The organism is Alistipes provencensis (assembly GCF_900083545.1).
GTDB classification, from domain to species: Bacteria; Bacteroidota; Bacteroidia; order Bacteroidales; family Rikenellaceae; genus Alistipes; species Alistipes provencensis.
Map to the genome: position 1 here is coordinate 1,266,800 of NZ_LT559262.1, position 12,982 is coordinate 1,279,781.

Sequence of the window (12,982 nt, forward strand, 5' to 3'; positions counted from 1 at the left end):
TGCCGGCCTACTCGACCCCGTATTTTTTGAGGATGTGGGCGATCTGGGGTGTGAGCCGGTTCAGCATGCGTTCGAACCCGAGGTCGGTGGGATGCACGCCGTCGACGGTCGCTTCGTGGTCGTCACCCAAATCCATGCCGGGCTCGATAAAATAGATGTTCGGGTCCGTTTTCAGGAGCTTCTGCATCCCCTCCCGGGCTATGGCCCGCTTGTCGGCTTCGAACGCCCGCTTCCTGAGGTCGAAGTTCCCGCTTTCGCGGACGGCAGTCTGGATGAATATCAGCGGCGTCGTGGGATGGCTTTCGCGGATTCGCCGCACGAAAGGCTCCAGCCGCTCCCCGATCTGCTGCGGCGAGGGGTTCGAGAAGACGTCGAACAGAAAGGCGTCGGCCCGGGTCTCCGCCGCGATGCGGGCGAAGAAGGCGTCGAGTTTGCATTGCCCGCTGGCTCCCAAGTTGATGAATCCGAATCCCAGAGTGCGGCCCAACCGGGCGGTGTAGGTCATTCCCGGACGGCTTGCCGAGGAGCCGTGCGTGATGCTCGATCCGATCACCACGATCCGGTGGCGGAAGGGATCGGGGGCTGCCTCCAGCCGTGCGGCTTGGTCGGTCCCGATTTCGAGCCGGGTGAGCCCGTCGTGGATCGGGAGATACAGCAGACACTCTTTCATCGTGGTGTCCATGTTCTCCACAAGCGGGGCTTCATGCTCCGTTCCGGTGTTTTTCGGTACCCCGACCCCGGCGAACACCCATTTGCCGTCGCGGCGGATGTAGAGGTCGAGCCCCCGTTGGAAAATGAGCGTCGAATTCGCTCCCGCCTGTTTGTTGACCGTTGTCCAGTGGGCGCGGATGTTGCGGCTGTCGGTGCGGAACGCGACGGCCAGCCCCGTGGGATAGCGGTAGTATTTCGTGACCGTCGGGGTCAGCTCGGGGTAGCGGGCGACCTCGATGCGCTCGAATGCAGGACCTCCGGGCTGGGCCTTGCCGACGATCGTGAGACTTGCCGCATCCGTATATTTTGTCGGCGTCTCCTCCGCGGTTGCCATCGCCGGGATCAGCAGGCAGAGGAATGGATATATCAATTTTTTCATATTTCTGGTTTTTGTTTTTTGTTCACCAGCGGGAGCAGGAATGATATTACGGATGCCGCGATCCAGAATAGTGCCACGGGCCCGAAATCGTAGTGCTTCGCGCCGTCAGCCGCCACGGTGATGTGCCTGTCTATAAGCCACCCCGACGCTACGTCCTGAATGCCCGCCGCGATGTAGCTTGCTATTCCCACGACCCCCAGCGCGGCTCCCGTGGCCTTTCGCGGCACGATGTCCACAGCCATCAATCCTCCGAGGAAGCAGATCAGCACTCCGATGGCTATTCCGAACAGCACCATCGAGAGGACGTTCACCCACATGGCGTCTCCGCCGTATAGGAACAGCGCCAGCGCCACGGAGTTCAGTATGCCGAACAGCAGCGCGGGAATCTTCCGGTCGCCCTTGAACAGCTTGTCCGAGAACCACCCCGAAAGTACCGTTCCGAGTATTCCCAGCAGTGCGTTTATCGAGACGATCGAGATGGCCTCGACGTCGGAGAATCCCTTTGCCTCTTGGAGGAACAGCACGCCCCAACCGTTTATGGCATAGCGCGAGATGTACATGAATGCGCTCGCCGCAGCCAGCACCCACACGGCCGGTGTTCTGAGCACCTGCTTCTGAATCTCTTTGACGGACTTCTCCGCTCCGGGGACGGGTTTTTCATGGGCCAGCGCCTCGACCGGGGGCAGTCCCTTCGACTCCGGAGTGTCGTGGAGCCAGCAGAGTACCAGCACCACGCCGATGGCTCCTGCCACGGCCGATCCGAAGAACCCGGCCTGCCACCCCGCAAAGGAGACGATGGAGCCTACGAAAAGGAATGAGAAGAACTCCCCGAGGTTGTGGCTTGCGGAGAAGAATCCGTAGTAGGTTCCGCGCTCCTTGAGCGGATACCAGCGGGAGAGGGATATGATGGCCGGAGGCGCCCCCATGGACTGCGCCCACCCGTTCAGTCCCCACATCACGGCGAATGCAACGAATATCACGGCCGTTGGGACTACGGAATGTGCGAGCCCCATGAGCCCCATCAGGGCATTGGCTGCGGCCGAGACGATGAGTCCCGTGGCCATGAAGCGCTTGATGTTGCAGTAGTCGGCAATGAATCCGTTGACGAACTTGCCGATGGCATAGGCGAAGAGGAGTGCCGAGCCGATGACTCCCAACTGCGATGCGTCCAAGGACCCGCTGTCGAGAATGGGCTTCTTCATGACGTTGAGACTGGTGCGGCAGACGTAGTAGAGACTGTATCCGAGCGTTGCGGCGGTGAATGCCTGCAGGCGCAGGCGGCGGTAGTACTTGTCACGCGACACCTCGTCCTGCTCCCGGGCAGGAGCCGCAGGGCTGATGCGGTAGAATTCCGTAATACGGCTCATGGCGTCAGTCGTGCAGTCCGCGCGAGCGGAGGTAGGAGATCAGCAGTTCGGGCCGGTCGGTCTGGATCAGCGTGGCGCCCATATCGACCAGTTTCCCATATACCTCGGCCGGGTCGCCTTCTATCGCGGCATCGTCGCAAAGCCCGCCGTTCAGGGAGGGCCACAGGGAGTTCACCCACAGTTTCGAACCGCCGGCGATGACTTCGCGCATGCAGGTCTCGACCTCGGGCGTGTATTCCGACCAGCAGATTTCGTAAGCCAGTGGAGTGATGCCTTTGTCCCGGTATTCGGCGAAAAGCGCCTGTCCTTTAGGTTTGAGTATGTCGATGATGGGCATGTACATCATGTTGCGGGGGTATTCGGAGAACTTTGCCGCAACGATATCCGTGGGGCGTTTGCCCTTGATGAGTATTTGCTCCGTGACGCCGAGTTCTTCGGTGACGGCCAGCGCAAGGTCGTAGTAATCGTAGCCTTTGTCGATATTCACAACGATGCGGTCCTTACAGACTTCGAGCGCTTCGCGGAGCGTCGGCATCCGGTGTGAGGTGGCAACGCCGTGGCCCGATTTGAGATAGCAGTGGCGGATCGAGTCGTAGGGAATGGAAGCGATAAGTCCCTTACCGGTGGTGGTGCGGTTCAGCGTCCGGTCGTGGCAGACGACCAGCACGCTGTCCGAAGTCAGCGCCAAATCTATTTCCACGATGTCGGCGCCCATGTCGATCACCGATTCGATCGCAGGAAGCGAGTTCTCGGGCCAGTTGCGCCAATCGCCGCGGTGGCAGGCGACAAGCACCTTGTCCGAGGAGGGGTCGTGGAGCTCCGAGACAACCCAATCGGCATGGTTTCCCGGAACGGATGCGGAGTGTGAACAGGAGGTTTGTAAAAGCAGCAGTCCTGAAAGAAGAATAAGCAGTTTTTTCATGGATTGTTTGGGTTGGTGTCAATGAAACGCAAATATATGGAGAAAATCGTGTATTCGCGTGGACATACACGATCTTCCCCCGGAATTGATCTCTGTTACCAGTTCATGACGCGGACTTTGTACATGTCCAAGTCCGGAACCTTGATCGTCCGCGTCTCCGTCGAGGCATTTTTATCCGTAGCGTAGCGGATGGTCTGCGTCGACCACGATTGCGAGCCCTCGGGGTTGGTGGAGTCCGTGTACCACAGTTCACCCGTCTCGTCGTTGTAGTTGATCGACTTGATCGCTGTCGAAGCGGCGAAAAGCGTCATCTCGGTGAACTGGTTGGCCCCGATGTCGTAGAGATAGGCCCGGCGGCCGCCTATGCAGAGCGTGTTGGAATTGACGTAGCTCATGTCGTGCAGGCCGCCTTGGGGTGTCTGTACGGTCTTTTCCAATTCGAGCGACGGAGATGCCGTCTCCCAGTCCTTGAGCTTGTAGACTTGCAGGCTTTGGCCGCCGATGGCATAGAGCCGCTGCGTCGTCTCGTTCCATACCACGCCGTGCGCCGAGCCGAGTGCCGACTGATAGAGAATCTGGTTGGGCTGCGAAATGTCATAGAGCTGCACCGAGTTGTTGCCCGAGCCGCTTCCTTCCGAGCAGGCCACGACCAGACGGTTGTTCGGCAGCAGTTCGGCCGAGTGGGCGTTGGGCGTGGCTGTGGTGTGGAAGAGGATCTCTTTCGTGGCGATGTCGAGTAACACGCACCAGTTGTATGAACTGGTACACAGAAGTTTCTTGCCGTTGTCCACCGGCTTGCAGTCGTCGAGGTGGTTGCATCGGTTCTCGGCCAGCCCGAGTGTCGAAGCGGCCGCGGTCGCATCCCAGCTCCATGTAATTGCATCTTTGTAGGTGGTCTCGTCGGCCAGTCCGGCGTCGATCATGTAGACCATGTTGTCGCCGCAGAAGATCAGCTCGGTCACATAGCTCGACTGGGCGTCGTCGGTGTCGTGCTTGCCGCCGGCTTCGAGGTTCACGGCGTCGGTCCTGCCGACCGAGAACGAGTTGCCGTCGGTGTCGGTCAGGGTCACGGTGTACCCTTGCGACAGGGTCACGGGGGCGATCATGACCGGGATGAGCTGTCCGTCCTTCGAACAGTCGAGCGGCGTGGGGAGCGTCACGGTGATCGTCTGCTCCGAGGCGCTGAACGACCAGTCGCTGACACCGACCGTGAGGTCCCCGGCGATGGCCTCGCCGCCGTTGGCCTTCACGACGGCCTTGCTGATCGAGTAGTTGCCCTTCTTTACGCTGACATACATCGTGCAGAAGAGGTTCGAGAGTTCCATGCTGCAACCCTCGTAGGCATTGAGGCGCGCGGTGGCTTTACCGGCCAGAACCGGGGAGACGGCTCCCGTCTGTGCCGTCGGGACGACGGTTTTCAGCATGCCGTTTTCACATCGGACGGCGGCGTCCGAGGGCCAGAAGGCCACGACGGTCGAGGCCGCGTGTTCCGGAGCGTTGAGCGTGAAGAGGAAGAGCGATTTCTGCGATCCCGACAGGATCGGTGCGGCGTATACGGCTTCCGGGGCGCTTTGGTCCGCAATGAACAGGCCGGCCTTGTCGTTGCTGTTCCAAGTGGGCAATGTCGTCGCACCCTTGTCGTTGTGGTATTTCGACAGCGTCAGGGTGATTTTCGAGGCGAGCTCCCGGGGCGAATCGTCGTCGTCGTTCGAACAGCCCATGGCGAGGAATCCCGTTCCGACGCAGAGCAGCAAGACCCGGAGCAGATGGAATTTCAGGTTATTCATCGTTTTATGCATTTTTGAGGGTTATTTTTTCTTTTTGCCGAGAATGACCTCGTTGTAGGCCTTTACGACGTTTGCGGGGGTGGCGTTCTCTCCGGCGCGGACCTCGTGCATGAAGACGCCTTCGTAACCCGATGCGCGCAGGCGGCGGAGGAAGTCGGTCCAGTCGATGACGCCCTCTCCCGGCAGCCAGTGCCGCTCGTCCTTGCGATCGTAGTCCGATGCGTGGATCGTGCCGATCCGGTTGCCCACGGTCTCGAAGAAATGGGCGTGCTCCTCCTGAAGCAGATGGTTCGAGTCGAAACAGACCATCACTTCGGGAAAGTCTCCGATCAGCCGCATGATCTCACCCGAGTCGCATCCCAGACAGGTGCGGGGCAGGTTCTCGATGCAGAGCACCGCGCCGATCCCCTTGGCGGCCAATGCGAGGCGGCCGATGGAGTTGGCGGAGTTTTGCAGGCGGGTTTCGCGTTCCTCGTCGGTGATCGGCTCCGAACTGGGGTGCAGCACCAGTCGCTGCGGGTGGAAAATCTCCGCCAGACGGATCATCCGCTCCATCAGCAGGACATTCTCTTCGCGCAGTTGCGGATCGAGTACCGAGATGTCAAGCGTGCGGCTGAAGGGCAGGTGGCACGACCAGACGCCGAGTCCCGCTTCGTCGAGCATCGCCTTGACGCGGTAGGCCCGGGTGTAGCACTCGTTTTCGGGGGCGTTGCGCCAGAAATAGTTGAAGACGACCTCCACATGGTCGATGCCCGCGGCTTTGATCTGCGCGAGTTTTTCGGGCTCGGGCACCTTTACCATGCCGAGTGATACGCCTATGGGGTATTCGGCCCGGGCAGCCCCGGCGGCCAGCAGAAAGGCTATCGTTATGAACAGTAGTTTTTTCATCGTTTCGTCCTATTTTACGCAGCACGATCCGCAGATGTCGCCGCCGTGGGTACTCCAGCTCGAGGCCCGCTCGCCGCCGACGTACTTGCCGACGAAAATGCCGTTCTTGCTCGATCCGCCGATGAGAGCCGAATAGATGACTCCGTCGAGGTAGTTGTTGCCGCCCATCTGCTTCTGGTTGTTGTCGCCGCTCTCGTAAGTCCATGAATCGACCACGTTGCCGTTGGCGTCGAAGATGTAGGTCGTGTTAGAGGTCTGTCCCGAAGTGATGTAGAAGCGGTTTTCGCTGTCGACGCACGGGTGGGCATAGTTGAAGGCGTTGGCGAGGGGGCTGCCGTTGTGGACATATTCCCAGTTCACGGCCGAAAGGTCGCCTTTCACGTTGTAGACCGAGCCGTTTTTCGAACCGGCGAAGATGCTTCCGTTGGGGGCCACGACGGGTTCGTAGACGGTGTTGGGATTGGTCATGGTGGTCAGCAGCGGGGTTTTTGCGGTGTGCGTCGTCAGGTCGACGGCTCCGATGTAACCGTTTTTCGCTCCGAAATAGGCCAGCGTCTTGTCGTTGCTGACGGCGAATCCGGTGATATCGGACATCTCGCAGCCCAGTGCCACCTTGGCAATCTGGTCGCCGGTCTCGATATTGAGGAAATAGGCGCTGGTACCCGCCCCGATCAGCAGTTCGCTGCCGTTGACCAGCAGGCCGCCTCCGGCGGTGCCGGCGGCGAAGCTCCAGATCTTCTGTCCCGATGCCGCATCTATGGCGAACACGTTACCCAACTTGTCGCAGATGTAGACCACCGTTCCGGCGGCATTGACGGCCGGAGATGCGCTCTGCATCGAACCGGCTTCGGTGAAGGTCCACTTCAGCTCGCCTTCCTGCGTGACGGCGTAGAATTGCCCGGCGGTTTGCGTACCGTAGTAAATGTCGCCCGTTACGGGGTTTACGGTGAGCATGTTGTAACTGCTCGCCTTGGCGGAGGGGACGTAACGCCATTTTTCTTCGCCGGTGGCAAGGTCGAACGCATAGAGTCCGGAGACCTTGTTGAAGGTGACGATGTAAACCGTCTTTCCGTCGGGCGAGAATACCGGGCAGGAACCTTTGAAACCGTTGTAGTTCGAACCGTCCTGCGCCCAGTCGGTGCTGTAGATGACGTATTCGCGGATCTCGACCTCGAGGGTCCATGTGCGCAGGTTGCCGTCGATCGTGGCGTTGAGCTTCACGGTCTGTGTGCCCACCGACCCCAGTCCGTATTTCACGACGGTTCCCTCTTTCACGACGTCGCCCGGGAAGGTCCATTTTATGTCGGTGGCCGTCGGATAGTCTGCGGTGTTGAACGAGAAGGTGATCGGCTGGTTCTTGGCAGCCTTGTCGCGGTCGAGGATATAGGGAATCGCCAGACTCGGCATTGCCTTGACGCTGGCGGGCTCCGAAGCGCCCTTGGCATAGTTGGCCACCAGCGAGAAGTAGTAGTTCTTGTCGTTGACCAGCTCGTCGAGCGTGACGGTCGTTGCGTCCTTGTCGATCGACTCCTGTCGCACGTCGTCGGGATTGTCCTCGTTGTAATAGGAGAGCGTGTAGGAGAGCACCGTCGTCGTGGGCTTCGACCATGCGAGAGTCACATAGCCATCGCCTGCATCGACCGTCAGGTCGGTGACCGGGAAACGCGTCGTCGCAGGTTTGCAGACGGCGGTGACGTAGTTCGAGACCAGTTTTCCGTAGACGGCCTGCACATAGAAAGTGTATTGCGTGCCGTTGGCGAGCCCGTCCACCGTATAGCTCGTCATGCCGTCCGTGCGCAGGGTGATCGTCTCCGATTCGGCGTTGGTGTAGTAAACGATGAAGTCCGTCGGGTTCCAGCCTTCGGGCATGGTCCATGCGAGCTGCACCTCCTCGTCGCCCGGCGTGGCCACGAGATCGGTGACCTGATGGCGTGCCGCTCCGGTTTCGGGGATGTCTTCACTCCAGCATGCCGTGAGGCAGGAGGCGATGAACGATATCAGCAAAAGGTTGATTATCTTTTTCATGCTTGTTCTGACTTAAAGTGTTGGATTAATTAAAACCGGGATTCTGCCACAGAATCGACGGGTTGTTGACGATCTCGATCTGGTCCTGCGGGATCGGGAAGATCAGGTTGTGCGAATCGAGCGAGTAGCCCAGTCCGCGGAAATAGTCGACGGCCAGTCCCAGCCGCACGAGGTCGAACCAGCGGTGGCCTTCGAGGGCGAACTCCCGGCCCCGTTCGGCGGCCAGTTCGCTGCGGAATTCCGCAAGGCTCTTGACCTCGTCGGTCGTCAGCTCGTCCAGCCCGGCCCGTGTGCGGGTCTTGTTGAGCCACGTCAGCGCATCGCCCAGACTGCCGCCCGATTCGGCCAGCGCCTCGGCGTACATCAGTACCACGTCGGCATAGCGCAGGTGCGGAAAGTCGTTGCCCACTTGCGTCGTGTAGGTCGCGTCGTAGGTGTCGTACCACTTGGTCATGGCGAAGAGGTTGCTCGAAATTTTGGTATAGGTACCGATCAGCGCCAGCCGGTTGTCCCCGTCGCCGTAGATCGCCTTGAACTCGGGGGTCGGGTTCCGGATATCGGCCATTACGTCGGTGTTGGCGCTGTACCAGTAGCCGTGGCCGTTGTCGTTGGTCTTGTTGTAGTAGAGTGCGAAGATGATCTCCTTGTTCATCTTGTTGCCCACGTCGAAGGCTTTTTTCGTCGTGGATTCCAGCCCGTAAGCCGTGTTTTTCATCGCCTCTTCCAGAGCCGTTTTGGCTTCGGCGGGCTTTCCGAACGTGAGGTAGACCTTCGCCAGCAGCGTGTAGGCCGCGATGTTCGCCACGCGGGCCTTCTCGGCGCCGGGCGTCGACGGCAGCAGTCGGGCGGCTTCGGCGAGGTCTTCGGTCAGCAGGGTGTACATCTCCTCTTCCGTACAGCGGGGGATGAGCTTGGCGGCCGCCGGGGCCACTACGGTGCGGGTGATGGGAACCACTCCGAAAACCCGGTAGAGGTTGAAATACCACCACGACCGCATGAAGAGACATTCGCCGCGGTATTTGTCGTAGTTGGCGATCTTCGCCCCGGCCATGTGGTCGAGTACGTCGTTGCAGCGGTAGATGCCGTTGTACCAAGCGTTCCAGATGTCGCTCAGGATGCCGTTGCTCGGCGTCTCGGCGAAGTGGTCGATGTCGTAACGGTCCTGTGTCGACACGGCCATCGATTCGAGGACGTTCTCGTCGCTGCGGTAGCCGATTTCCGTGAGGTGGAAGCTCATCTGTGTCTTGAGTTTGGCATAGCACGACACGACGCCCTGATTGAAATCGTCGTCGGTCTTGTAGAAATTGCCCTCGGTGATGTTGTTGCTCGGGTACTGTTCGAAGAACCCTTCGCCGCACGAGCTCAGGCCCAGTGCGAGGAGACCCGGGAGAAGAAAATATTTCAGTTTCATGGTCATCGTCATTTTTTGATTACAGGTTGAAGTTCACACCGACGCTGAACGTGCGCGACAGCGGGTAGGAGCAGTAGTCTTCGCCCGGGCGCAGGGCGTCCGTCGAACGTTTGTTGACCTCGGGGTTGTAGCCCGAATAGTCGGTCCATGTGAAGAGGTTCGACCCCTGTACATAGATGCGCAGCTTCGAGATGCCGGCCTTGCGGGTCCAGCGGTCGGGGAAGGTGTAGCCCAGCGAAAGGTTCTGCAGGCGCAGGTAGGAGCCGTCCTCGAGGTGGAACGTCGAGGTGCAGGCGCCGTTGTTGCCGCTCGATTTACGGGTCGCGCGGTTCAGTTCGCCGTAGGGATAGCGCTGCAGGGACTCCTTCATCATGTTCGACGAAGCCTCCATGTTGAGCAGGTAGCGGCGTTCGAGGTTGAGTATCTCGTTGCCGTAGACACCTTGGAAGTTGGCGGCCAGATCGAATCCCTTGTAGGAGAGGTTGACCGAAAAGCCGTAGTAGAAGTCGGGCATGTAGTTGCCCACGATCACCCGGTCGGCGTCTTTCTCAAGAATGCCGTTCCCGTTGGCGTCGACGAAGCGGAAGTCGCCGACCTGCGTGGTGTCGAAATGGGGGTAGGAGTTCAGCTCCTCTTGGTTATGGAAGATGCCGTCCTGTACGAGCAGGTAGTAGCAGCCGACGGGCTGGCCGACGCGCGTGAGGTAGTAGCCGCCCGCATAGGAGGACTCCTTGATGATGTCGGCGTTCTCGTCGCCGAGGCTCAGCACCTTGTTGCGGTTGAGCGACCAGTTGGCCGCGAAGGCGTAGGAGAAGTCGCCGAAGCTGCGCCGCGAGGTGAGCGCCAGCTCGATACCCCGGTTTTGCATCGAGCCGATGTTGACATTCGACGAGGTGAGTCCCGACACCGACGAAACCGGAACGTCGAAGAGCATGTCGGTGGTCTTCGAATAGTAATAGTCGGCGGTGAATCCGAGGGTGCCGCGCCAAAGGCTGACGTCGAGGCCGATGTTGTACTGCGTGTTCTTCTCCCAGCCCAAGTCGTTGTTGGCGATCTGCGAGGGATAGACCTGCGAGGTGAGTCCGTTGCCGAGGTCGATGTTCGTCGTGCCGTAGAGCGCCAGATATTCCGAGTTGCCGATCTGGGCGTTGCCGGTCTGGCCTACGCTGGCGCGGATTTTCAGGTCGTCGAGCCATTTTACGTTGCGCAGGAAACGCTCGTCGCTCATGCGCCAGCCTACCGAGGCCGCGGGGAAATAACCCCACCGGGTATTGGGGGCGAAGCGCGACGAGCCGTCGCCGCGGATCGACGCCGAAACCATGTAACGGCCCTTGTAGGAGTATTGAGCACGCACGAGCCACGAGGCGAACGTGTAGGCGTACTTGTTGTTGTAGGTGTTGTCCAGATCGAGGGTCTTGCCCTTGGTGGTGCGGATCTTGTCGTCGCCGGCCGTGCCGGTGCCCACGATCTGCGAGGTCTGGATGCTCTGTTTCTCGGCTTCGTAGACCGCCACGGCATTGACCGAGTGGTCGCCGAAGGTGCGGTTGAAGGAGAGCTGGTTGGAGAGCGTCCAGTGGAAATAGGAGTTCATGTTGTTCTGCGCCTTGGGGTCCGACGGGGCGTCGATGTATTTCATGCCCCGCAGCGGGATATACGACGGGCGGTAGTAGTTGCGGATGTAGGAGTAGTAGTCGCCGCCGGCGGTGAATTTGTATTCCAGCCCTTTGATGAACTCGTAGGAGACATAGGCGTTGCCCAGAATGTTGATCTTCTCGCGTACGTCGTCGATCTCGAGTGCCAGCGCCACGGGATTGAGCACCTCGTTCACCTGCGTATCCCATGTGTTGGCCCGCAGGAATCCGTTTACATCCCAGTTGTAGGAGCCGTCGGCGTTGTAGACCGGGAAGACCGGGGGTGCCATCAGCGCCGAGGCGATCACGCCGTCGCCGTTGTACTGCGTGTCGGAGGAGATGTAGTTGGTCTTCGAGTAGGAGGGTGAGAAGCTGACGCCGTATTTCAGCCGGTTGCGCTTGCCGTCGATGTTGGCCCGCAGGCTGTAGCGTTCGAAGTCCGAGCCGATGATCGTACCCTCGCGGTAGAGGTAGTTGGCGCCGATGTAGTAACCCAGCGTCTTGGTGCGCCCCGATACCGATACGGAGTGCTTGTGCGACAGCGCCGTGCGGAAGATGGCGTCCTGCCAGTCGGTGTCGGTCATGGTGCCGGTCTTGTCCTGCAGGTAGGCCGTGATGAGCGGGTCGACGCGGTGGTAGGTCTCGGGTCGGCTTTCGTAAGGATCGTCGATCGAACCCGTCGGGACGCTGAACAGGTAGGAGCCGTCGCGGGCCTCCTTGTACAATTGGGCGAACTCATAGGCGTTGAGCATGTCGATCGTTTTCGAAACGTTCGAGACGCTGAACTGGCCGTCGTAGCTTACGACGGGGCGTTCTCCTTGACCGCGCTTGGTGGTGATGAGGATGACGCCGCACGAGCCGCGCGAACCGTAGATCGCCGCGGCCGAAGCGTCCTTGAGCACTTCGAGGCTCTCGATGTCGCTGCTTTCGAGGTTCGAGAAGGCGCGGGCGTCGCACGGGACGCCGTCGATGACGTAGAGCGGGTCGTTGCCCGAGGTCGCCGACTGGATGCCGCGGATGCGGATCGAGACGTTGCCGTCGGGCTGTCCGCCCAGCGTGAGTACCTGCACGCCCGGCATCTTGGCCGCCATGGCGTCGCGGAAGTCGGCCGTCGGCATGCCGGCGAAATCCTCGGCCTTGATGGACGAGATGGCCGTCGTCACGTCGCGTTTGTTCTGGACGCCGTAACCTACGACCACCACGTTGTCCATGGCGATCGCCTCGCTTTTCAGCGTGACGTCGGCCTCGGTCTGTCCGTCGGAGAGCGCCACCTCGACCTTGTTGTAGCCGATGAGCGAGAAGACGAGCACGGCATCGGCCTGCCGGATGTCGATCGCGTATTCGCCGGCGGCGTTGGTCGCCGTGCCGGTCGTGGTACCCTTGAGGATGACGGTGGCGCCGATGACGGGTGCTCCGCTCTCGTCGGTTACGAGACCCCTGACCGTGCGGCCGGCGTCAGCAGGTTTGCGGGTCTGAAATTCCCCCCCCCGTTTGGCTGTGAGGACAATTTTCAGGCCCTTAACTTCCATGTTCACATTGGGAAGCACCTCGGCGATGATCGAGGCGATGCTGCGGTTGACAGCTTTTACCGACACCCGTTTGTCGGGGTTGATGTCGGCGTCGACATAGGCGAACGTGTATTGGCTGTTGGCTTCGATGCGCTGCAACAGCTCCTTGATGGTAACGTCCTTCGCGTCGACGGTGACGGTCGGCACCTGAGCCGAAGCCGTGGCGGCCGACACCGCGCAGAGGAGAATCGCCAGAAGCAGATGCCGGCAGATCCTTTTCAAAACGTTGAGTTCATTCATAATAGTTTCGGTTTGTGTTTGGTTCGATTTTTCAAATGGAGGGTATGCCGGAG

8 protein-coding genes are annotated in these 12,982 nt (G+C 60.0%); all 8 read right to left on the minus strand.

Going from position 1 to position 12,982, the window contains the following annotated elements; genetic code table 11:
- Nucleotides 1–7: 7 nt before the first annotated feature.
- The 8 genes from BN5935_RS05020 to BN5935_RS05055 all read right to left on the minus strand — a co-directional run bounded on the left by BN5935_RS05020 (nucleotide 8) and on the right by BN5935_RS05055 (nucleotide 12,929).
- Entirely contained in the window at nucleotides 8–1,090 is a 1,083-nt protein-coding gene (locus BN5935_RS05020; RefSeq protein ID WP_064975154.1) for an SGNH/GDSL hydrolase family protein, read from the minus strand.
- On the minus strand, nucleotides 1,087–2,457 hold the full coding sequence (locus BN5935_RS05025; RefSeq protein ID WP_064975155.1) for an MFS transporter: 1,371 nt from the start codon (nucleotides 2,455–2,457) through the stop codon (nucleotides 1,087–1,089). The genes BN5935_RS05020 and BN5935_RS05025 overlap by 4 nt, the downstream gene beginning before the upstream one ends.
- Before the next feature lie 4 nt (nucleotides 2,458–2,461).
- On the minus strand, nucleotides 2,462–3,379 hold the full coding sequence (locus tag BN5935_RS05030) for a glycerophosphodiester phosphodiesterase family protein (RefSeq protein WP_064975156.1): 918 nt from the start codon (nucleotides 3,377–3,379) through the stop codon (nucleotides 2,462–2,464).
- A gap of 95 nt (nucleotides 3,380–3,474) precedes the next feature.
- Complete coding sequence (locus BN5935_RS05035; protein ID WP_235821014.1) at nucleotides 3,475–5,166, minus strand: DUF6528 family protein; 1,692 nt, start codon at nucleotides 5,164–5,166, stop codon at nucleotides 3,475–3,477.
- 21 nt (nucleotides 5,167–5,187) lie between these two features.
- Nucleotides 5,188–6,054: a sugar phosphate isomerase/epimerase family protein gene (locus BN5935_RS05040; protein ID WP_064975158.1), complete on the minus strand. Its 867-nt coding sequence runs from the start codon at nucleotides 6,052–6,054 to the stop codon at nucleotides 5,188–5,190.
- Nucleotides 6,055–6,063: 9 nt separating this feature from the next.
- Nucleotides 6,064–8,079 (minus strand): fibronectin type III domain-containing protein, encoded by a 2,016-nt coding sequence (locus BN5935_RS05045; RefSeq protein ID WP_064975159.1) that lies wholly within the window; start codon nucleotides 8,077–8,079, stop codon nucleotides 6,064–6,066.
- A 25-nt stretch (nucleotides 8,080–8,104) separates the two neighbouring features.
- On the minus strand, nucleotides 8,105–9,490 hold the full coding sequence (locus BN5935_RS05050) for a RagB/SusD family nutrient uptake outer membrane protein (RefSeq protein WP_064976841.1): 1,386 nt from the start codon (nucleotides 9,488–9,490) through the stop codon (nucleotides 8,105–8,107).
- A 19-nt stretch (nucleotides 9,491–9,509) separates the two neighbouring features.
- A complete protein-coding gene (locus BN5935_RS05055) occupies nucleotides 9,510–12,929 on the minus strand; it encodes a SusC/RagA family TonB-linked outer membrane protein (RefSeq protein WP_064975160.1) in 3,420 nt (1,139 codons plus the stop codon).
- Nucleotides 12,930–12,982: the final 53 nt, after the last annotated feature.